This is a genomic window from Paenibacillus barcinonensis (assembly GCF_003217495.1).
In the GTDB taxonomy this organism is placed as follows: Bacteria; Bacillota; Bacilli; order Paenibacillales; family Paenibacillaceae; genus Paenibacillus; species Paenibacillus barcinonensis.
Genome location: NZ_QJSW01000001.1, coordinates 1 through 20,900, shown reverse-complemented (window position 1 = coordinate 20,900; position 20,900 = coordinate 1). Strand labels below are relative to the sequence as shown.

Below are 20,900 nucleotides of genomic sequence, written 5' to 3'. Positions count from 1 at the left end.
CCCTGAATTTATGTGGGCAGCAACAACAAGGTTGTGCAATTTATCAAGAACAGGGATTGTACAATTACAGCGAAACCGGGTGTATTTACGCCCGGTTTTTGTTGCAACTATGACACAAAGACAAAGAGAGGGATACGCATGTCTTTTCAACCGAATCCCGGGGATGAAGTGGTAATCAATGACATTGCTTATACGATTGGGCAGCATCCGGCCGCTCCGGGGCTTGCTTATGCCCAAGCCGGGAGGCAAGGGATAGTTTATCAGTTAATTCCCCGCGACGGCTCCGTATATGGGGCCAAAGCACTAAAAGTGTTTTTTCCGAAATTTCGTATCCCGGCGATGGTATACCAGTCTGAGCATATGGAGCCATATAGTGAACTGCCGGGGCTGCAAGTATGCAGACGTGAAGTGCTCACTCCGGAAAGAAACGGAGCGCTTATTGGAGAACATCCTGATCTGCTGTATGCAGTGCTGATGCCATGGGTACAGGGGCTTACCTGGTTCGATGTGATCAGTGACCAAAAACAGCTGACATCGGAGGAAAGCCTGAGGCTGGCAAGAGCACTTGCCGGAACAGGTTCTGCGATGGAGCAGCGCGGACTGGCACATTGCGATATGTCTGCGCCCAATGTAATGATTCCGTTTTTTTCCGAAGTGCAGAACTCGGAGCTGACTTCCGCGGTTGAACTCGTTGATGTGGAGCAGATGTATGGTTCGAAGATGGATCGGCCAGATGCGCTGCTTGCGGGTTCACCCGGTTATGCTGCCCATCGCACGGTGCACAGCGGTCTGTGGAGCTCCTACGCCGACAGGTTTGCTGGTGCTGTCATTATTGCCGAGATGTTGTGCTGGTCAGACCCGGTTATCGTCGAAAAGGCATGGGGAGAAAGCTACTTTGATCAGCATGAGATGCAGACTTCCAGTGAGCGATATTTTGCCATGCGGAGTTCTTTGGAGAAACGCTGGGGCTCCAAATTATCGGATCTTTTCATCCGGGCTTGGGAAAGTCATGATCTAAGCAGCTGTCCAACATTTGGTGAATGGTACATTGCTCTTGCCTCGGCAGATACAGAGCAGGCGGATGCGCTATTGGCTTCACCTGTCGAAATGCAAGAGGATGCAGAGCATTTGTCAGAAGCCCATTCGCACATGGGAACTGCGCGTAATGCGGCACAGTCGGATAATGACGGTGAGACCACCGCGGACTTGTCCGGCGCAAAACAAGCTCCAGAACAGGAAGCTGTGGTGAATCGTTTGTTTCTTCAAGCCAGAGCATTGGAGGATGAACACAAACCGGCTGCTGCACTGGAGGTATACCGCTCGCTGTATCATTTCATTCCAAGCAACAGTGCGATGCAGATGGAAGTGGAGGCAGCGATCAAGGAGCTGGAAGAACGGATTCACGGGAACAAGGAAAGCACAGAGCCGGTACCGATTCCTTTCTACCGCTCCAAAAAATTTATGATCTCTTCAGCGGTGATTATTGTGCTGCTGGTCGGGGGAGTGCCTACCGTTAAGATTCTTGCGGATCAGGCTGAGGTAAAACAGCAGGAGGCTACGCGTCTCGCTGAAGCGAAGGCTGCCGAGCAGGCCGCTGCTGCCAAGCTCCAGCAGGAGGAGCATGACAAGCAAAAGGCCGATGAGGCTGCGAAGCTTAAAGCCGAGGAACAGAAGAAGCTTGCGCAAGCCAAGCAAGAGGAAGCGGAAGCGAAGAAAAAAGAAGAAGAGCGCAAGGCGTTGCAAGAAAAGTATGATAAGCAGGCCAAATATGAAGCTCTCCTGGCGAAGCAGGAGCAGCAGCAGAAGGAAGCGGCAAGAAAGGCATTGCAGGAAAAATACGATCAGCAGGCGAAATATGAAGCCTATCTCGTTTGGAAAAAAGAAAATGATGCTAAAATCGCCAAACAAAAGGCCGAGGCTGAAGCGAAGCGAAAGCAAGAGCTTGCTCAGAAGGAAGCACTCAAGAAAAAGCGTGCACAAAACGTGGTAACGCTGATCGCACATTATAACAAGGCTTATAACGCACAAAAAGGCAGAAAAACGGATAATGCCCTTTCGTATGCCCGGGATTTCAAAAATCTGTATAATACCGACGCATCATACTTCAAGGGTGTAGGAAAAGTGGCTGCACGGATGAGTGCAATCAACAAATTTTTGGGCAATTCCAAGTATGTGCTACCTGATCTGTAACTTTATATTAGAAAATAGAGGTGACACACTCTAGATGAACTACACAATTCAAGCATCACAGCGTACACCCGCACTTATTATCTATTTAATTGATATTAGCGCCTCGATGAACATGGTTCTGGATAATCGGCGGCGCATTGACATCGTATATGATGCTTTATCTTTGGCGATTCGGCAGATGGTGTTCCGCTCAACGAAAGGGAATCGGCTGACGCCGCGATATCGAATTGCTATTTTGGCATATAGCGATGATGTATATGATGTGTTAAACGGCATTAAAGGAATAGACGAGATTGCCGCGGTGGGCTCGTTGCCTGATTTGACACCAAGGCGCTTCTCGGATTCTGCGAAAGCCTTTCTGCAGGCAGAGAAAATTTTGCAGGCAGAAATACCGAACATGCAGGACTGCCCTGCGCCACTCGTATGTCATATGACAGACGGCGTTGCAACTGGTGAAGACCCGGAGCCGATTGCGAAACGCATTATGGGCATGAGTGTGCCGGATGGCAACGTTCTGGTGGAAAATATTTTTATCAGTGATCATCTGCTGGAAGGACCTATTACAGAACCAAGACGCTGGAAGGGCATCTCTCCAGAAACCATTCTTCAGGATGAGCATGGTGAGAAGCTGCGCAATATGTCCTCCGTGCTGCCTGAAAGCTATCGTGAAATGTTGGTGGAGGCCGATTATTTACTTGCACCGGGAGCACTCATGATGCTGCCTGGTACTTGTGCAGAACTGGTGTCCATTGGATTCCAGATGTCTGCTGCGACACCTGTAAGATAGGAGGGGAATCATGCGAGCAATGCGTATGGCTACAATGTCTGCCAGTGATCGGGCAGGTCATGCCAAACAGAGGCATGAACATTTTTGCTATGTAAGCGAGCAAACCGGCGAGCAGCCTTTAGCACGTTATCAAGGTAGGCTGAAATGTAGATATGGATACGGTCGGGCGGCGGAGACGGTGCATCAAGGTGATGCAGGTCAAGACTATGTTGCAATTCGCATGCATGGGAATATATGTAATTTTGTATTGTGCGATGGAGTTGGCATGAGTTATCTTGGGGATTTTGCAGCACGTTTCCTAGGCAACGCTTTGCTGGAATGGCTGGAAATGACCTCGAGTCCGACTGCTGAGGGCATTGAGAGCTATCTTCATGAAATAACAGATGCGGCTTCCAGACAGCTAGAACAATTGCAGCCTTTGGATAGCTCTCCGCTGCTGCTGCGTGAGGTATTAATGGAGAAGCGGAGCCAGGGAAGTCAGGCCATGTATATATGTGGACGCATTGAGCTGAACTCGAATGCACGTAAAAGCAAGGTATGGCTCGCTTGGCAGGGTGATTCCAGAATTCGGCTCTGGTGCAACGGTCAGGAACAGTCGGAGCAGTTTCAGAAGCATTGCAGCACCAATGAACGATGGTCAACACGCGGAGGGCCTATAGGCGGGAAACCTCATATTTTTGAGACAAAAGCGCCGGCTCATGATGTCTGTCGCCTTCAATTGTATACAGATGGATTGAATGATCTGGATGCCATTAATACGTACATTCCAGATGAACATATTCAGGTGCTGCTGGATGCCGTCCATACGGGCGGCTTGGAAGATGATGCCGCTTTCATTGAAATGGAGTGGTAAGTTTTATCCGAAAAAATGTTGCTGGTGTTGATTTAAAAGCTGCTCCTTTTGGGTAATCTTGTGAAGAATTGATTGAACATGAGGTTGGATCGAATCTTCTTACATAACTTCCAAATCGAAGGAGTGAATACGTGATGACACAACACAGCAGCAAGCCACAGTTTCAGGGGAAGGTAGCGATCATTACTGGAGCGGGCTCCGGGATCGGTAAAGCGACAGCACTCAAGCTTGCGAACGAAGGTGCGCAGGTTGCGCTGTTTGATCTGGTGAATGATCGGATCTCACAGACGGAAGCGGAGATTAATGCACAACATGAAGGGGCCGCAAGAGCCTTTGATGTGGATATTTCTGATCCGGCACGGGTTGAAAAGGCTGTGCTTGAAACGGTAGAGCTGTTTGGCGGTCTGGATATCGTATTTGCCAATGCAGGTATTAACGGGGTGTCCGCGCCAATAGAGGAAATCCAGGTGCAGGATTGGCAGCGGATTATTACAACAAATCTGGACGGTACGTTTTTCACTGTAAAATATGCACTGCCTCATCTGAAAAAACGTGGCGGGGGCAGCATTATCATTACGAGTTCGATAAATGGAAACAAGCGCTTCTCTAGCTTTGGAATGTCAGCCTACAGCACCTCGAAGGCAGGGCAGGTTGCTTTTGCCAAAATGGCTGCATTAGAGCTGGCGAAATTCAAGATCAGGGTTAATGTCATCTGTCCGGGGGCCATTGCCACGAATATTGATCAGAGCACCATTAAAACGGACGATCTGCAGGACATTATAATTCCAATGGAATTCCCTGAGGGGCAGCAGCCGCTCGCGGACGGACCAGGACAGCCTGAGCATGTGGCCGATTTGGTGAGTTTTCTCGCTTCGAATGCCTCCAAGCACATTACAGGGGCAGAGATTGTCATTGATGGAGCAGAGTCATTGCTCAGCTGACACACTAGAAGCACAAGGGTGGGAAACTGCTGCCAGCAGAAGTGAATATACGAACAAGATCAGTCATGTCTTCACATGTCTGTATGTTCGGATATAGTATAGTCGTTCCTTCGGGACGGCTTTTTTTGTTATAATGCTAAGGTTCCAATATTAAATGTAAGAGACTGATTACGGGATTGTTGAACTCGGGCAAATAATTGTTGAAATGAATTTAGGGAATCAAAGATGAAGTGATGGGAACTTATTAAGCTTGCGGAAGCAAGATTGAAATACAAAAATGATTATCCAAAGGACACAAGAAAACGAAGGGGTAAGACATCCAATAGGAGCGATGACATGTACACTGATTTACCGATACAAGCGGTTATTCCAGAATTGCAGCAATGTTTCCGTGAGCAGGATACAGGTGTTTTGATTGCTGAGCCGGGAGCGGGGAAAACAACGGTTGTGCCGCTTGCGATGTTGGAAGAGCCATGGCTTGATGGCAAAAAAATTATTATGCTGGAGCCGCGCAGGCTTGCAGCCCGTTCAGCTGCGTCGAGAATGGCAGCAGCATTAGGTGAAAAAACAGGACAGACGGTTGGATACCGTGTACGGATGGATACCCAGGTCAGCCCGTCAACACGAATTGAAGTGGTGACTGAAGGTGTGTTAACGCGGATGTTACAGCAGGATCAGGGGCTGGAGGACACCGCCATGATTATTTTCGACGAATTCCATGAGCGGCATCTGCACGGTGATCTGGGGCTTGCTCTTGCACTGGAATCAAGGGCGATGCTGCGTCCGGATCTGAAGCTGCTTGTGATGTCAGCTACACTGGACCCGGCTCCAGTGAGCAGTCTACTGGGGGAAGACACATGTGTGGTGCATTGTGCGGGACGTACATTTCCAGTCGAAACGAGATATGTGCCCAAACCGGCTGCCGTTGATCTGGAGAGCTGGACTGCACGTATCATTATTCGGGCATTGACGGAAGAGCAGGGCGATATTCTGGTGTTTCTGCCTGGAGCCAGAGAGATTCACCGTACGGAACGGCAATTGGTGCAGGCTTCACTTCCAGCGCAGGTGAACGTGCATACACTGTATGGCAGCATGGCTGCGGAGAAGCAGGATGAGGCAATCCGGCCCGCTGCCGAAGGCTGGCGCAAGGTTGTGCTTTCTACTTCGATTGCAGAATCAAGCCTTACCCTTCCTGGCGTAAAAGTGGTTGTGGATGCCGGGCAGAGCCGAGCGGCTTCGTTCTCGGCCAGAACGGGCATGAGCCGGCTTGTCACACTGCCGGTGAGTAAAGCGTCCGCAGATCAAAGGCGCGGACGGGCGGGGCGTATTGCCCCAGGGGTATGTTACCGGCTGTGGAGCGAGGAGGCTCATGGGGCGCTGCCAGATGCAGCACGCCCGGAGATTGCCTCCGCGGACCTTGCGCCGCTGGCGCTGGAGCTTGCCGCCTGGGGTGTCCAGTCTCCAGCCGAGCTGAACTGGCTGGACATCCCGCCTGACGCGGCTTACGCGCAGGCACAGGCGCTGCTGCGCCAGCTGGGCGGCCTGGATGACGCAGGCCGCATCACGCCCCTTGGGCGGCGGATGAACACACTTGGTGTTCATCCGCGGCTGGCCAGCATGCTGCTCCGCTCGGCGGAGCTTGGGCTGGCCAGCTACGCCAGCACGCTGGCGGCACTGCTGCAGGAGCCCGCCGGGCTCCGCAGCAGCAGCGCCAGTGCTGGCGGCGCGGGCGTGGACCTCCGCCCGCGCGTGGAGGCGCTGCTGGCCGCAGGCAGCAGCGGGATGCCGCATGCGGCCAGCGCAGACGGCGCTGCCGTGCGGCGCATGCTGCAGGAGAGCCGCCAGCTATGCTCGGTGCTCGGCGGCCCGGCGGCCGATCCGGTGCGGCCGGATGAGGACAGCTGCGGGCTGCTGCTGTCCTTTGCGTACCCGGACCGGATCGCGCAGCGCCGGGAGGACGGCCGCTATCTGCTGAGCAGCGGCCGCGGGGTGCGGCTCGGCGCGATAGAATCGCTGAGCCGTTCCGCTTATCTGGTCGCAGCCGAGGCAGACGACCAGGGCGCAGATGCGCGCATCCTGCTGGCTGCGCCATTGCAGGAGCAGACGGTGCTGCGTGCCGCGCAGCACCTGCTGCACGAGGAGATGCAGGTGGCATGGGACCGCACCACGCGAAGCGTGCGGGCACACCAAATGCAGCGCATGGGCGCGCTGATCATCAAGGAGAGTCCAGCTGCACAGCCGCCGGAAGAGCAGGTGCTGGAGGCGCTGTTAACGGGAATACGACTGGAAGGACTAGACATTCTGCCTTGGAGCAAAACCTCCCGCCAACTTGCGGATCGCATGCGTTTTCTGCACAAACATTGGCCGGATTGGCCTGATTTGATCGAGGACCATCTGACGGATGAACTGGCCGAACAGCTCATGCCGTATGTGGCAGGCATGCGCTCCGCCGCAGATCTCAAGAGACTTTCGATGCACGACGTATTGCTGGGCGGACTGAGCTGGACACAACGCCAGCAGCTGGACGAGGAAGCGCCGACCCATATTCAGGTGCCGAGCGGCTCTCGTATCCCGGTAGATTACAGTAATTCGGAGGACCCTGTTCTGGCAGTGCGTTTGCAGGAGATGTTTGGTCAGCAGGAGACACCGCGAATCGCAGGCGGACGCGTGCCGGTCACGTTACATCTGTTATCGCCTGCTCAGCGACCTGTTCAGGTCACAAGAGATCTGGCTAATTTCTGGCGCGAGACCTATTTTGAGGTGAAAAAAGACTTGAAGGGACGATATCCGAAGCATTACTGGCCGGATAATCCACTCGAGGCGATTGCAACGAATCGGGCCAAGCCACGAACCAGCTGAAAAGCCCAGCATCATTAACAACGAACTGGCTATATGGATTTAACATGTCTAACTGTCTCTGAAATATCATGTGACAAACTGGACTTCAGGTTGTAGAGATTAATATTGACACATGCGATAATCATCTTCCAAACGTTTGAAAGAAATAAAGACGGGTAATAACATAGCGAACCACTCAATCCAATGAGGAGGTATTCACTATGCAGAAGAAAATCGTAGGTGTGTTTAATACAGAGCGTGAAGCATCAGAGGCTATTGAAAGTTTAAAGGCGGAAGGATTTACATCCGATGAAATATCTGTCGTTACCCAGGATAGGGATGAGCTCAAAGCCATCCGGGAGGAGACGGGCACGAAAGCACCGGAGGGTGTAGCTGCTGGTGCAGCAACCGGCGGTTTGCTTGGAGGTATGGCGGGTCTGCTCGCGGGTATTGGCGCACTGGCGATTCCGGGGATCGGTCCAATTCTGGCTGCCGGGCCTATTGCAGCAACCTTTACAGGCGCTGCTGTAGGGGCAGGAGCCGGTGGACTGGTGGGCGGACTTGTTGGACTTGGCATTCCTGAAGAGGATGCGAAGCAATATGAGGAGTATGTGCAGAACGGTAAAATCCTGCTGCTGGTCGACTCCACAGATCGGGATACCGCTGTATACGACGTGTTTAATCTTTCCAGCCCGGACCATACGAACAGGGGTACCATGCACGGCGAAGATGTGAATGCCGTCCGTCCCGATCTGGATATGGAAGAGCGCCGAATGGAAGCACAGACCAAAGCAGCGCGCTATGGCAACAATACCTTTTTATAAAGGAAGTAGTTCGCTTCCATTCAGAACAGGTTTCTTGGCATCATGGATGTGAGCTTCAGGTGCACGGCAGCCGGTCTTCGCTGAGGAGGCCGGTTTTTGCACCTCATGCAAAGGATTATCCTATGTCTAGCGTCTATCGCATTGGGAGGATTGGGCTGTATGCTTATTAGATGTACCCGTGTTCATCTCAGAACCTTGTTTTTTACCTGATCAAGCAGGGAATAACAATACATAGAGCAGGATCGCAAGTGCAATGCCAATCACAAGCAAGATGAGACTGAGAAACGTAATAAGTCCGGTTGTGGCTTGGAATGTCTGCTCATTAATCTGTGTGCGCTTCCGGTGGTAGGCTGTCGCCGAGAACAAAATAATGCAGATGCCGCCCAGAAGAGACGTAATGCCGGTAATGATAGCCGCAAGATGTGCAAGACGATCATAAGCGCCCGAATGGAAGCCGAAACCGGCAGCGAGAAAACCGATTCCCGCCATGGCAATGCCCGTGCGCACCCATGCAAGGAATGTGCGTTCATTCGCCAAGTGCTGCTGCACATATTTGGATTCAGAAATATCGGATGATCTGTCGGACATGTGTATCGTGTACCTCCACTCAGGGATTGTACCCGATTTTTTTGTTTTACATGGCAAGTATGAACCAATATAGAAGGAAAGGCTGATCAATTTGCCTCGTAAAGAACGCATTATCGAATTAGAAACCTTAAGGGGAATGGCCTTTGCTGCTGTTGTGCTCCAACATTCCATTGCTCATTATTCGCTGGTTCCGCAAGCTGGACTTCAGGATGGTGTAGTGCTGGCTATGCTGCTGATGCTCGCCAAGTTTGCCGTACCGTTGTTTATATTTATAACCGGGATGGTTCTATTCTACAACACAGGAGATCAGCTACATTACGGCCAGTTTATGCGCAAAAGAGGTATGGACGTGATCTTGCCTTATGTCGTGTGGACGCTGATCTATTTTATACTTACCCCGAGCCATTGGACAGCCTTCGGCTGGCAGGAGCTCTCTGATCTTGCGCTGAAGGTGGTAACGGGCAAAACGGCTTCACATTTCTGGTACATCATTATGCTGATCCAGTTCTATGTGTTTTTCCCGTTGTTCCTGCGTGGCATTCGGTACATATATCAGCGTTTTCAAGCGAGGGGGCGTATGATTGCCCTGTTGATCTCAGGGATCGTTTATCTGATTCTGGCTGATCAATTGAGGACCATTGCTCGGTGGATGGAGCCGCTGCAGATTCCGGTGCTGACCGATGCTTTTACAACCTATGCAGACCGTAATTTTATTTATTTTTTCTTTTATTTTGTGCTTGGGGCTGCAGCAGGGTTATCTGTCCAGAGCTGGAGAGAATGGGTTCACCGTCTGCGCTGGGTATCCTGGCTGGTGTTTATTATCCTGGGTCTGCGGTTTATTTATCTATTGATGCTGGAATTTCAGAAGCCCGATGGCATTCAGATCACCTTCTACACCGTCAGCCTGATCAGGCCGGATATGATCCTGTTTCTGCTGGCTTCAATGCTGGTGCTGTATCAGTTAGCTCTGAAGCTTCAGCAGCCAAAGGTGCTGCAAGGACTGGCATGGATTGGCGGTCTATCCTATGGCGGATATCTGATGCATATGCTGGTGCTCCGTTATAGTTACATTCCAGATGAATGGTTATACGTGGCCTGGGGATGGAATCCGGTGGTTCGTATGCTCGTTACATGGCTTACTGCACTTGCAGCCTCCTGTGGGCTGACCTGGCTGATCTCTAGATGTAGATGGGGAAAATGGATTGTGGGCTCGGTGTCCGTCAAGCGCACAACAACCCAAGGAGCAACGGATTCATGGACGTCCAAGTGAATATATCATCATATGAAAAATTCATAATAATAAAGCCTAATTTCGCTGTGTTCTCGCCTCACTTGGAATTCCCCAACCGTTATCCTGCTTGCTACTCAAGCGTTTGTCACAAGGATGAGTGATGAGATCAAGAGTAAGATAGCAGGATAAGAACGTATGTTTTATAATGGGAGATAGACAGGTTCTGACAGGAGGGAAAGCTCATGGCTTTTATGATTGCACAGCGAGCATTTATCAAGGTTTATCTCATTACGATGGTAGAGCAGCATAGAGGGTATGGCTACGAGATGCTGGAGGCGATGAAGCAGGAATTCAAAGATTACGGATATGTACCGCCGCAGAGCGAGGTGTATCGGGCCTTACATGAGCTGGTGCAGCAGGGTATCTTTTATCGAACCAAGAAATTGAAGGGCAACGATCCGAAGGTGGATTTTCAGGAGATCGTGCTCTATCACTTCACGGATGAGGGTGCGGCAAAAGCCGAGTTATACAAAAAACAGGTCAAAGCCGATCTGGATCGTTGTCTTGGCATCTTACACAAGGCGGAAGCGGATAACTACGGTACGAAAGGGCGATGAGCATGAACAGACCTCTGCAGTGGGGTGTACTCGGAACTTCTACGATTGCCAAGAAAGCAATTATTCCTGCGATTCAGCAGTCCGAACGTGGTGAAGTGCTGGCGATTGCCAGCCGCTCGAAGGAAAAGGCGGAGGCCTTGGCTGAAGAGATGCATATTGTCAGAGCCTATGGCAGTTACGAGGAGCTTCTGGCTGATCCGGATATCCAGGCCGTCTATATTCCATTGCCCAATCATATGCACAGAGAATGGACGATCAAAGCTGCCGAGGCTGGAAAACATGTTCTATGTGAAAAGCCCGCAGCCCTGAATGCGGAGCAATCCGCCGAGATGATCGAGGCATGTGAGCGCCATGGTGTGTTGTTTGCTGAGGCGATCATGTATCGCTATCATCCGAAGCACAGACGTGTGCAGGAGATTATTGAGAGTGGCGAGATCGGAACGGTTAGAGCGATTCATGGCAACTTTACGTGTAATACCGCGGAGGACAAGGAGAATGTAAGGTTCAAAAAACATATGGGCGGCGGCTCTATTTTTGACCTCGGCGTATATCCGATCTCTGCTGCCCGCATGTATCTGGGACAAGAACCGGAAGCTGTTACAGTACATGCCTTGTTCTCGGAAGAGCATGATGGCGTTGATATGATGGCTTCAGGACTGATTGAGTTTCCGAATTCAGTGGCTCTGACCTTTGATTGTGGCATGTGGGCATCCGGGCGGGCTGAGATGGAGATTCTCGGTACGGAAGGGCGAATCGAGCTGCCCAAAGTGTTCGGCTGGGAGAACAGCGATATTCCACCGCAGATTATCATCCATACAGATTCGGTAAGCCGGGAGGAGCGTGTCTCCGTCTCGAACTCTTATGTGCTACAGGTGGAGATTTTTGCGGGGGCGGTACTGGAGGGCGAGCCTCTGCCATTTAGTCCGAACAACACCGTTCTGAATATGCGTGTGATTGATGCCTGTCTGGCATCCGCCCGAACGCGTCAGCGGGTGCTGGTGGACCGCAGTCCAGTGAAATAGACATTGTAGACGAAGTTTCGTTAGGTAGTGGAGCAACAGTCCAACAACAGTTTACTGAGGATTTTTAAAATAAATGTGTGATAGAAGGCTCCATCCATGAGGATGAGAGTCTTTTTTAGGTTAAAAACCTGCAAATGACCATCTTAAACATAACGTGAAAATGCATCCTCAACTCCATCGTTAAAAATATTTTAACGTTAGTATTGCTTTTCGCAAAAACTACGTTAAAATAAAATTAACATTAAAAATATTTTCACGTTAAGGAGTGGAGAAAATGAACAATAGCACAGCAATTGGCAAACAAGGACTAGGGGAGCTTATTCGTATCAGGCCTTACATGCAGTTTATTATGAGCAAAATGGTATCCCGATTTGGCGATTCCATGGATTCCATTGCATACAGCTGGATGGTGTACGTGTTGACAGGGTCGAAGATGCTGATGGGCACATTGCTGGCTGTTAATTTTCTGCCTAATATTCTATTCGGACTGTTTGCTGGTGCACTGGTGGATCGCTTATCCTCCAAAAAAGTAATTGTAATGACTAATATCGGACGTAGTGTGATGGTGGGCTTGACCGCTCTTTTGTTTGCTCTTGGTCAGCTTGAGGTCTGGCATTTATTCTTGTTCACCGTACTGAACTCCTTACTGGAATGTTTCACGTCACCTGCCGAGGTGTCCAGTGTGCCCCGTTTGCTTCCACCCTCCATGCTGCTATCAGGTAATGCGATAACCTCCTCCGCTACTCGACTGGCTGAACTTGCAGGTCTCGCTGCGGCAGGTGCATGCATTGCAACACTTGGCATCGCATGCACGATCTGGATTGATGCTGCGCTTTTTGCCTTCAGTGCTTTACTTATGAGCCGTGTGCAATATCCCGAAGGCACGTCCGCTCATGCTATATCTTCTGCCGCCAGAAGTTTGCTGGCCGAGATGGCGGATGCTTTTCATTTTCTACGTAAACATGCCTTGTTACTGGTCAGCTCTATTCTGTTTGCTTTTGTCAACTTCTGCCTGATGCCCTTTAATGTGCTGCGTACACCGTACGTGATGGAGACGCTGCACGCGGATGCCTGGGGGCTTAGTCTGCTCAGTGGATTGTTAGTCGGGGGGATTATCCTTGGTGGTCTGTGGATGTCACATTGGGGAACCCGTTATCGTAAAAGTGTGCTGATCATTACCGGCATTGTTATGGTTGGTTTTGGTTATGCGATGACAGCAGTTCCCGCTTATATGACGATGTTTCAACTCCCGATGGCAGGTTTCTTCTGTTTACTGATGGGCTTGGGCATTCCACTTGCGACGACTCCGCTGGTTTCTTATCTGATGGAGGTTACCCCGTCGCATATGCTTGGAAAAGTATCAGCTTTACAGAGCATGCTGGTATTAAGTGTGTCACCGCTGGGTAGTCTTCTCTCGGGTGTGCTTGCAGATTGGTTTTCGATGCCTGTGCTGTTTATTACGTTTGGTGTCTTGCTCGGTCTGTCTGCGCTTGTACTGCTTGGGAGCAAAAGTTTTCGCCAAGAGATGTGAGTGGTATACAGCTTTGACCGGGGTCCTGACTGAAAGGTATAATATAGAGAACGAAGGGCAGGCACGTACCCCGGAAATGAGGAACCAGGTATGCAGCAGCATAAAGTGCTTTCAACGATTGAAGAGATCAAAATATACTCTGATCCGTACCGGATACAGATTATGAATATGTTTAACAGGCAGGGAAGACCCTCCACGGTGAAGGAAATCGCCGATCTGATGGGAGAGGTGCCCGCCAAGGTTCACTATCATGTGAAGAAGCTGGAGAAGATCGGTCTTCTGAGCATGGTATCCACTCGTGAGATTAACGGTATTATTGCTAAATATTACGAGCCCTTCTCAGGTGAAATTCATCTGCGTCATAAGGATGAAGAGGATCAGAATTCCCCGCTGAAGCAGGTTTTTCGCTCAGAGACGTTAAAGCTGCTGAACGAGATGTTCGAGCAGAGCCGTCTTCGCTTCATGAATCAGGTAGAGCATGGGGAGCGAGAGAAACGTTTTATTTCGGATATGACACTTTACGCAACGGCAGATGAAGTAGATACGTTATATCAGAATATTGTGGAGCTGTGTCAACCCTATCTGACCAAAAACGAGAAGAATGCCGACCAACAGATTTTTCAGCTGTTTACAGCCCTGTCCAAAGATGTTCACATGGATTTCAAGTCTAAGGAAGTCGGGAAAAGGAAGATAACGACGGGAGGACAGAAGAAATCGTCTGCATCCGGGGCATCCGTTACATCTGAAGTCCCGCATGCTGTACCGGCCGATAAAGCCTCCAAACGTTCTGCCAAACGGAAGAGTCAGCAGTCACCTGAAGCTCAGTCTGAGAACTAAGCAGCCCTGTATAAATCTTCAAAAGCCTCCTCCATGTCATGCTTCATTGATCGCTTGTCGCAGCAGACACTGAAGGGGTGTAAAGAAAGTAAGGGAACCAAGTGAAGTTAGGAAGAACAAACGGAGTGAAGAGATGCAGCTGAAGTGTAAGGACACTCAGAGCACAACGTGTAGTAGCAAGTAAAGGTTAGCAGGCACAGACAGGGGCATGATAGTAGAAAAGCCGCCATCGGCGGCTTTTTAGTGTTAGATTGTGGCAGGTCGGATTGGTTCAGACCTGAGCTCATGAAAATTCAGCACAATCTGCGTTCTTCAGCGTCTTCCTACACTCCCTGACCTCAGAGCTAGGTACAACTTTTCAATTGAGCCTACATGTTCTCGTCGTAATTCTGCACATCCCGCTTGGCTGCCATTGCAGGTGAATTGGATGTCCCATACGCCTCGACGGCCTCCCAGGCCTCTGCGTTGTCAAACTTGCCTGCATTACGCTGTCTCACCTCTCCAGCACCACTCGGAGGCATCGTCATAACCTCTTCCTCTACAGGGCGGTCATTGCTTACGTCACGGTTTGATGCGTGATCAATACAATAGGTGGTATAAGGAATGGCCTGCAGCCGTTCAAAAGGAATCTCTTTTCGGCAAGATACACATGTGCCATAGGTTCCCTCTTCCATGCGTTCAAGGGCATCATTCACCTGATTGAACTCATCTGTCAAGGTATCATCTATGGCGAGGTCACGACTGCGTTCAAATGTTTCTGTACCTGCATCGGCAGGGTGATTATCATAAGAGGACAGCTCACCAGTGGAATTCTTGAGCGATTCGGCTGGTGCGCCATCCTCCATGCTGGACTCAAAATGATGCTGCAAATCTTTACGCTGCTCCAGCAGCGCCTGTTCTAATTCCTGACGTTGATCTTGGGTTAATGTACTCATAAGGACATGCTCCTTTCCCGCTTGGGGTTGTAGAGACTCCTTACCCGAAAACCGGGAGAGACAATCATTTTGCAATGGAAACATGGTTTCGTTTTATATCTGATGAATTATGTGTTATAAAAAATAGAGAGAGAAATTGCCGTGAGTTCTGTGTTCATTACATAGAACCGCTGCTCGGCTACAATGGAGGGTTGTCAAGATGGATGAACATATGAAACGAAGATTGGACAAACAGAGACAATTGTTCAAACAACTGGGTGTACAGCTGGATGCTTTATCCATTCATGAGAAGCAGTTTAATTATAAACTTCGTGGTTATGACCCGGATGAGGTCGATGCATATCTTGATCTGGTGATCAAAGACTATGAGCGCTTTTACGCCAATATCGCCGATTTGATGGATAAATGGCAGGAACAGCAGCTCACAATCCGCGATCTGAAAAACTCGGTCAAGCCTGTGAATGATCCGAACAAGATTGATCGCAAACAACTGGATGATATCGTAAAGCAATTGGAATATACAGTGCGACAGCTTAAGGCCAGAGCACGTCCTGAACAGGATCTGTTCACCGAATAGAGATGAATGATCCGGGATTATATTAAATAAAGGTGGTTAATCATGAGTACTCATTTTTCGGTCAGTGTGCATTGTTTGTTGTTACTGTCTCTCAGCGCGCCTGAACGAATAACGTCCGCAGATATTGCGGGCAGCGTGAATACCAATCCTGTCGTGGTCAGACGGATTCTGGGGGGGCTGAAGAAGGCAGGATTGGTCAATTCCTCCCCAGGCACCAGAGGATTTTATCTGGCGAAGCCGTCCAGTGATATTACACTGGATATGATCTATCAGGCAGCCAAGGACGAGGGGCCTTTATTCCCGATCCATGGTAATTGCAATCCAAACTGCGAGGTAGGCATCCAGATGGATAGTTTACTGACGAATCTGTATCAGATTGCGGAGTCCAAAGTGGAGCAGTTCTTTGCGTCTATTACCCTTGAAGATATGGAACGCTCCTGCTCGCAGCAGATCGAGACAGCTCGATTAGAGGCAGAGCCGAAAGCCTAACGAAGGGAAGGCGGTTGAGACATGAAAATCATAGTCATCTCTGATACACATCTGCCCAAAAAAGCACGAGCCTTGCCAGCACCACTGGTGGATGCTTTGACAGGTGCAGATCTGATCCTGCATGCGGGTGACTGGTCGGACTGGAGTGTGTATGAGCTGCTTAGCGGTTATGCTCCGGTGGAAGGCGTGGCGGGTAATACCGATCCGTCCGAGATCGGGGAGAAGCTTGGGTTCTCCCGAATTGTCGAAGTGGAGGGGCTACGGCTTGGCCTTGTGCATGGTCACCGAGGATCAAAGGGTACAGAGCAGAATGCAATCCAAACCTTTGCAGGTGAAAAGCTGGATGCCGTGATCTACGGACATTCTCATATTCCGGTGATGCATACCGTGGATGATCTGCTCGTATTTAATCCAGGCTCACCGACAGACCGTCGGTTCCAGAAGCAGTTTTCTTTTGGCATTATGACCGTAGAGGATGGGCAGCTGTCGGCAGAGCATGTATTTTTTGACCGGGATTAGATCGCGATTGTATGAAATAGTAAGGATACGGGTTAAACTGTCCCGACCTTGTCAGATATAAAAGCATTTCTGAGCAGAAGTAATTTCTGATTCGGAAGTGCTTTTTTTACTTTGCTTGGGAGCATTTTTCTTATTTTAATCGTGCTTGGCCTCGTATTGTAGTGCGAAACGTTATCTCTGAATGGGGAATATGTGCAGTTTGTTATCTGTCATTCATCTGTTTGCTGTATGCTCTATGGTGGTGTGCGTGAGAGTGATACAATGCGTTTATGACATGAAATGAATGCGTTTACATAGGAGGGTTCATGAATATGAAACTGTCCGTATTCACCGTTTCGGTTCCTGATCTGAATGCAGCGGAACTGGCTTCAGCCGCCGCAGCGGCAGGCATTGAAGGCATCGAGTGGAGATTTCGAGGAATACCAGAGGATGCGCTGTCCGAACAGCCCTCCTTCTGGAGATACAACCGCTGCTCGATTGACCCGGACAAGTGGCAGGAGGAGGTGCCTGTTTTTCGAGAAGCGGCAGCGAAGTACGGCAGACAATCCTTTGCACTCGTGCCTTATCTGGGCTGTGGAGACCTGCCGGCAACAGAGCAAGCATTCCAGGCTGCATCCAAGCTTGGTGCTTCAATGATGCGTGTGGGTGTTCCCGGTTATGATCGCACGACAGCATATCCCGAATTGTATGCAAAGGCTGTTCGGTATTTGAACGAAGTACAGGATATGGCGAAACAGTACAGCATTAAAGCAGTTGTAGAAACACACCATCAGACCATCGCACCCACCGCTTCTCTAGCTCACCGTCTTGTACAATCTCTTGACCCGGAGCATGTTGGGGTGCTCTATGATCCAGGCAATATGGTGCATGAAGGGTATGAGAATCATCGCATGGGACTTGAGCTGCTTGGACCTTATCTCGCTCATGTGCATGTGAAAAATGCCGGATGGCATGTGAAAGCAGCTATAGATGCTAGGGAACAGGCGGCATCAAACCCAAGCTCTGGTTATCATTTGGCTTTGAGCACATCCTGGGAATGTCATTGGGCTCCGCTGACGGAAGGGTTGGTGGACTGGGTGCAGATGGTACGTGATCTGAGAGCGGTCGGGTATAACGGTTATTACGGGATTGAGGATTTTAGCGGAGTGATGCAGTCTGGAGCGATGTTACAGCATTTTGCAGCAGTATTTGCTGCAATTGAGCGTCGTATAAACGAGGAGGAGCAAACATGAGTATTGTGCGAGTAGCGGTCATTGGTATTGGAAATATGGGTGCGTCACATGCCAGAACGCTGGCGGCTGGAGACGTTCCGGGTGCGGAGCTTGCGGCTGTATGTGATGTGAGAAAAGAGATGGAGGGCTGGGTAACGAGTAATCTCCCGTCTACCGTCACGTACTGGCAGGATGCGGAGCAGATGATGGCTTCAGGCACAATTGATGCCGTTATTATTGCTACACCGCATTATGATCATCCTGAACAAGCGATCCAGGCATTCCGGCATGGCCTGCATGTCATGATTGAGAAGCCAGCGGGCGTATATACCAAACAGGTTCGTGAGATGAACGAGGCAGCTGCGGCAAGTGGCAAAGTGTTCTCCATCATGTATAATCAGCGAACGAATCCGCTGTACATCAAGCTGCGGGACCTGATTGCATCCGGCGAGCTAGGCGAGGTACGACGTACCAACTGGATCATTACGAACTGGTATCGCTCTCAGAGCTACTATGATTCCGGCGGCTGGCGTGCAACATGGGCAGGCGAAGGGGGCGGCGTGCTGATCAATCAGGACCCGCATCAGCTGGATCTGTGGCAGTGGACCATTGGTATGATGCCTGTTCGTATGCGTGCGTTCTGCTCCTTCGGCAAATATCGGAACATTGAAGTGGAAGATGACGTGACAGCGTATGTGGAATATGAAAATGGAGCAACTGGCGTGTTTGTAACCACCACAGGTGAAGCACCAGGAACGAACCGTTTTGAGGTCAATGGTGACCGCGGCAAAATCGTTATTGAGGACGGACAGCTCACCTTCTGGCGGTTGCGGGAATCGGAGCCGGAATTCAACCAGCGCTTTACCGGAGGTTTCGGACAGCCGGAATGCTGGAAATGTGATGTGCCGATTACGGGCATCGAGACGGGGCATCCGGGCTTAATCCGCAACTGGGTCGATGCCATTCGCACTGGGGCACCGCTGATCGCTCCGGGGCAGGATGGAATACATGGTTTAACCTTATCCAACGCCATGCTGCTGTCCACCTGGACGGACAACTGGGTGAATCTGCCGATAGATGAAGATTTGTTCTACGAGCACTTGCAGGAGCGTATTGAAAATTCAACGACCAAAAAAGACAAGGCATATGCGGGCGGACAGCCTGCCGATCTGAGTCAGACGTTTAAATAGGATGTAGATGAGTTGGAATAGAGATTTACACGGAACACTCCGATGACAGAATAATTTTTCAATCGCTGTTATCCCCAGATTTTTTGATTCTCATTAATCAATGGGAAAATTCGGTGAACAGCGTATGCTTCTGATGCAGCTTTCTTGCAGGAAGCTTTCAGGCGACCTCGTCGCTTTTCCAGATTTTTTCTGTCCTCTCCGTTTCTGTGTAAATGAAAAGTCAAACTTATTGATGGATTCTAGGATATCAAAATGCTTGATCAAAATACATTAAATCCAACAAAAAGAGGATGGGTTAATATGGCAAAAGACGGAATGTTCTATGCACCAAAAAGTGTGACAAAAGAGGTTGTGTGTGGACCTGGCGAGTTTACCATCGCGGCAGTTGCTTTGGATCACGGGCATATCTATGGCATGGTTGGCGGTTTGCTGGACGCCGGGGCTACGCTTAAATGGGTATATGACCCGGACCCGGCCAAGGTGGAGGCATTCCGCAAGCAGTTCCCTCAGGCACAGATCGCTGCATCGGAAGCGGAAGTGCTTGCGGATGATGAGGTGCTGCTGGTAGCGAGCGCCGCCATTACATCAGATCGTGCACCACTTGGCATGAGAGTCATGGCAGCGGGTAAGGATTATTTTACGGACAAAGCGCCCTTCACCACGATGGAACAATTAGAGCTGGCTCGTGAAGAAGTGAAACGCACAGGCAAGAAATACATGGTGTACTACAGCGAACGTCTGCATGTGGAAAGTGCCATCTACGCAGGGCAACTGATTGAACAGGGCGCTATCGGTAAAGTGGTTCAGGTCATGGGTACAGGACCGCATCGCTTGAATGCTGGAGGACGACCAGACTGGTTCTTCAACCATGAGCAGTACGGAGGTATTCTCTGCGACATTGGCAGTCACCAGATTGAGCAGTTCCTGACCTTTGCTTCGTGCAGTGATGCACAGGTCGCCTTCAGTCGGGTTAACAATTTCAATCATCCACAGTTCCCGGAGCTGGAGGATTTCGGTGAAGCTTCCCTGATCGGTGATAACGGGGCATCCGGCTATTTCCGCGTAGACTGGTTCACACCAGACGGTCTCGGCACATGGGGTGACGGACGTACCGTGATTCTGGGCACAGACGGTTACATCGAGCTGCGCAAGTACATCGATATCGCCCGCGAGTCGGAAGGAGATCAGGTGTACTTGGTTAACCATGAGGGTGAGTTCAGGTACAATGTCAAAGGCAAAGTCGGCTACCCCTTCTTCGGTCAGCTCATCCGCGACTGTCTGGACCGCACCGAGACGGCAATGACACAGGAGCACGCTTTCAAAGCGGCAGAGCTCTGCCTGATTGCCCAGCATAAAGCCATGAGCGAGCGCGTAGTATGGAGTGTGAGTGGGAAGTAAGGTTTTAAGTATTGTAATTCAGGTGTAAGGCAGATGGTTCAGATGAGAAAAGCAGTCCCAACGTTACTGCAGCTGTGCTTGTTAGCACGATCTAACAAACACCGCAGTCTGGGGACTGCTTTTTGTCGATTTGTGACTTCGCAGATGGAACAAATTGGGGTATATTAGATGTAGTTAGGATATGAATTGAAATGAGAGGTATATACGAAGTTCGTAAATATGATGTAGAGAAATCATCGTGATATAATCAAGGCAAAAGAGAATAAGGCAGGCGAGACTAATTCATGGATGATTTTACGAAGAAGCGGATTATGAAGATTAT

The 20,900-nt window shown here is 50.1% G+C and carries 19 protein-coding genes; 17 read left to right on the top strand and 2 right to left on the bottom strand.

What is annotated here, in order from left to right:
• Nucleotides 1-138: 138 nt before the first annotated feature.
• The 6 genes from DFQ00_RS00095 to DFQ00_RS00070 all read left to right on the top strand — a co-directional run bounded on the left by DFQ00_RS00095 (nt 139) and on the right by DFQ00_RS00070 (nt 8,433).
• Nucleotides 139-2,190 carry a hypothetical protein gene (locus DFQ00_RS00095; RefSeq protein ID WP_110892968.1) on the top strand — a complete coding sequence of 684 codons (2,052 nt, stop codon included), beginning with the start codon at nt 139-141 and terminating at the stop codon, nt 2,188-2,190.
• A 34-nt stretch (nt 2,191-2,224) separates the two neighbouring features.
• Complete coding sequence (locus DFQ00_RS00090; protein ID WP_110892966.1) at nt 2,225-2,977, top strand: vWA domain-containing protein; 753 nt, start codon at nt 2,225-2,227, stop codon at nt 2,975-2,977.
• A 10-nt stretch (nt 2,978-2,987) separates the two neighbouring features.
• Nucleotides 2,988-3,830: a protein phosphatase 2C domain-containing protein gene (locus tag DFQ00_RS00085; protein WP_110892964.1), complete on the top strand. Its 843-nt coding sequence runs from the start codon at nt 2,988-2,990 to the stop codon at nt 3,828-3,830.
• A 134-nt stretch (nt 3,831-3,964) separates the two neighbouring features.
• Complete coding sequence (locus DFQ00_RS00080; protein WP_110892962.1) at nt 3,965-4,771, top strand: SDR family oxidoreductase; 807 nt, start codon at nt 3,965-3,967, stop codon at nt 4,769-4,771.
• 336 nt (nt 4,772-5,107) lie between these two features.
• Nucleotides 5,108-7,630 carry an ATP-dependent helicase HrpB gene (gene hrpB / locus DFQ00_RS00075; protein WP_110892960.1) on the top strand — a complete coding sequence of 841 codons (2,523 nt, stop codon included), beginning with the start codon at nt 5,108-5,110 and terminating at the stop codon, nt 7,628-7,630.
• Between the two features lie 200 nt (nt 7,631-7,830).
• On the top strand, nt 7,831-8,433 hold the full coding sequence (locus tag DFQ00_RS00070) for a general stress protein (protein WP_110892958.1): 603 nt from the start codon (nt 7,831-7,833) through the stop codon (nt 8,431-8,433).
• A 210-nt stretch (nt 8,434-8,643) separates the two neighbouring features.
• Here the strand turns inward: DFQ00_RS00070 and DFQ00_RS00065 are convergent, their stop codons facing one another.
• Nucleotides 8,644-9,021, bottom strand: a complete 378-nt coding sequence (locus tag DFQ00_RS00065) for a YidH family protein (protein WP_110892957.1) — start codon at nt 9,019-9,021, stop codon at nt 8,644-8,646.
• A gap of 91 nt (nt 9,022-9,112) precedes the next feature.
• On the opposite strand from DFQ00_RS00065, the gene DFQ00_RS00060 reads away from it, so the two are divergent.
• The 5 genes from DFQ00_RS00060 (at nt 9,113) to DFQ00_RS00040 (ending at nt 14,259) form a co-directional block, all read left to right on the top strand.
• A complete protein-coding gene (locus tag DFQ00_RS00060; protein WP_279630379.1) occupies nt 9,113-10,291 on the top strand; it encodes an acyltransferase in 1,179 nt (392 codons plus the stop codon).
• Between the two features lie 203 nt (nt 10,292-10,494).
• Complete coding sequence (locus DFQ00_RS00055) at nt 10,495-10,869, top strand: replication termination protein (RefSeq protein WP_110892954.1); 375 nt, start codon at nt 10,495-10,497, stop codon at nt 10,867-10,869.
• A 2-nt stretch (nt 10,870-10,871) separates the two neighbouring features.
• Nucleotides 10,872-11,891, top strand: coding sequence for a Gfo/Idh/MocA family protein (locus tag DFQ00_RS00050; RefSeq protein WP_110892952.1), 1,020 nt, complete (start codon nt 10,872-10,874; stop codon nt 11,889-11,891).
• A gap of 274 nt (nt 11,892-12,165) precedes the next feature.
• Nucleotides 12,166-13,422 carry an MFS transporter gene (locus DFQ00_RS00045; protein WP_110892950.1) on the top strand — a complete coding sequence of 419 codons (1,257 nt, stop codon included), beginning with the start codon at nt 12,166-12,168 and terminating at the stop codon, nt 13,420-13,422.
• Between the two features lie 90 nt (nt 13,423-13,512).
• Entirely contained in the window at nt 13,513-14,259 is a 747-nt protein-coding gene (locus DFQ00_RS00040) for an ArsR/SmtB family transcription factor (protein WP_110892948.1), read from the top strand.
• A 368-nt stretch (nt 14,260-14,627) separates the two neighbouring features.
• On the opposite strand, the gene DFQ00_RS00035 is transcribed toward DFQ00_RS00040, so the two are convergent.
• Nucleotides 14,628-15,194 carry a TraR/DksA C4-type zinc finger protein gene (locus tag DFQ00_RS00035; protein ID WP_110892946.1) on the bottom strand — a complete coding sequence of 189 codons (567 nt, stop codon included), beginning with the start codon at nt 15,192-15,194 and terminating at the stop codon, nt 14,628-14,630.
• A 199-nt stretch (nt 15,195-15,393) separates the two neighbouring features.
• On the opposite strand from DFQ00_RS00035, the gene DFQ00_RS00030 reads away from it, so the two are divergent.
• The 6 genes from DFQ00_RS00030 to DFQ00_RS00005 all read left to right on the top strand — a co-directional run bounded on the left by DFQ00_RS00030 (nt 15,394) and on the right by DFQ00_RS00005 (nt 20,578).
• Nucleotides 15,394-15,771, top strand: a complete 378-nt coding sequence (locus DFQ00_RS00030; protein ID WP_110892945.1) for a DivIVA domain-containing protein — start codon at nt 15,394-15,396, stop codon at nt 15,769-15,771.
• A 42-nt stretch (nt 15,772-15,813) separates the two neighbouring features.
• Nucleotides 15,814-16,260 carry an Rrf2 family transcriptional regulator gene (locus tag DFQ00_RS00025; RefSeq protein WP_110892942.1) on the top strand — a complete coding sequence of 149 codons (447 nt, stop codon included), beginning with the start codon at nt 15,814-15,816 and terminating at the stop codon, nt 16,258-16,260.
• A 21-nt stretch (nt 16,261-16,281) separates the two neighbouring features.
• Complete coding sequence (locus tag DFQ00_RS00020; RefSeq protein ID WP_110892940.1) at nt 16,282-16,779, top strand: metallophosphoesterase family protein; 498 nt, start codon at nt 16,282-16,284, stop codon at nt 16,777-16,779.
• A gap of 311 nt (nt 16,780-17,090) precedes the next feature.
• On the top strand, nt 17,091-18,011 hold the full coding sequence (locus DFQ00_RS00015; RefSeq protein ID WP_110892937.1) for a sugar phosphate isomerase/epimerase family protein: 921 nt from the start codon (nt 17,091-17,093) through the stop codon (nt 18,009-18,011).
• On the top strand, nt 18,008-19,180 hold the full coding sequence (locus DFQ00_RS00010) for a Gfo/Idh/MocA family protein (protein WP_110892935.1): 1,173 nt from the start codon (nt 18,008-18,010) through the stop codon (nt 19,178-19,180). The genes DFQ00_RS00015 and DFQ00_RS00010 overlap by 4 nt, the downstream gene beginning before the upstream one ends.
• A 300-nt stretch (nt 19,181-19,480) precedes the next feature.
• Entirely contained in the window at nt 19,481-20,578 is a 1,098-nt protein-coding gene (locus tag DFQ00_RS00005; RefSeq protein WP_110892933.1) for a Gfo/Idh/MocA family protein, read from the top strand.
• Nucleotides 20,579-20,900 lie beyond the last annotated feature (322 nt).

Coding starts and splice junctions, on each gene's coding strand:
- DFQ00_RS00035 (WP_110892946.1), bottom strand. CDS start 15,194: ATGAGTACATTAACCCAAGATCAACGTCAGGAATTAGAACAGGCGCTG.
- DFQ00_RS00090 (WP_110892966.1), top strand. CDS start 2,225: ATGAACTACACAATTCAAGCATCACAGCGTACACCCGCACTTATTATC.
- DFQ00_RS00015 (WP_110892937.1), top strand. CDS start 17,091: ATGAAACTGTCCGTATTCACCGTTTCGGTTCCTGATCTGAATGCAGCG.
- DFQ00_RS00085 (WP_110892964.1), top strand. CDS start 2,988: ATGCGAGCAATGCGTATGGCTACAATGTCTGCCAGTGATCGGGCAGGT.
- DFQ00_RS00045 (WP_110892950.1), top strand. CDS start 12,166: ATGAACAATAGCACAGCAATTGGCAAACAAGGACTAGGGGAGCTTATT.
- DFQ00_RS00005 (WP_110892933.1), top strand. CDS start 19,481: ATGGCAAAAGACGGAATGTTCTATGCACCAAAAAGTGTGACAAAAGAG.
- DFQ00_RS00050 (WP_110892952.1), top strand. CDS start 10,872: ATGAACAGACCTCTGCAGTGGGGTGTACTCGGAACTTCTACGATTGCC.
- DFQ00_RS00080 (WP_110892962.1), top strand. CDS start 3,965: ATGACACAACACAGCAGCAAGCCACAGTTTCAGGGGAAGGTAGCGATC.
- DFQ00_RS00025 (WP_110892942.1), top strand. CDS start 15,814: ATGAGTACTCATTTTTCGGTCAGTGTGCATTGTTTGTTGTTACTGTCT.
- DFQ00_RS00030 (WP_110892945.1), top strand. CDS start 15,394: ATGGATGAACATATGAAACGAAGATTGGACAAACAGAGACAATTGTTC.
- DFQ00_RS00055 (WP_110892954.1), top strand. CDS start 10,495: ATGGCTTTTATGATTGCACAGCGAGCATTTATCAAGGTTTATCTCATT.
- hrpB (WP_110892960.1), top strand. CDS start 5,108: ATGTACACTGATTTACCGATACAAGCGGTTATTCCAGAATTGCAGCAA.
- DFQ00_RS00095 (WP_110892968.1), top strand. CDS start 139: ATGTCTTTTCAACCGAATCCCGGGGATGAAGTGGTAATCAATGACATT.
- DFQ00_RS00065 (WP_110892957.1), bottom strand. CDS start 9,021: ATGTCCGACAGATCATCCGATATTTCTGAATCCAAATATGTGCAGCAG.
- DFQ00_RS00070 (WP_110892958.1), top strand. CDS start 7,831: ATGCAGAAGAAAATCGTAGGTGTGTTTAATACAGAGCGTGAAGCATCA.
- DFQ00_RS00040 (WP_110892948.1), top strand. CDS start 13,513: ATGCAGCAGCATAAAGTGCTTTCAACGATTGAAGAGATCAAAATATAC.
- DFQ00_RS00010 (WP_110892935.1), top strand. CDS start 18,008: ATGAGTATTGTGCGAGTAGCGGTCATTGGTATTGGAAATATGGGTGCG.
- DFQ00_RS00020 (WP_110892940.1), top strand. CDS start 16,282: ATGAAAATCATAGTCATCTCTGATACACATCTGCCCAAAAAAGCACGA.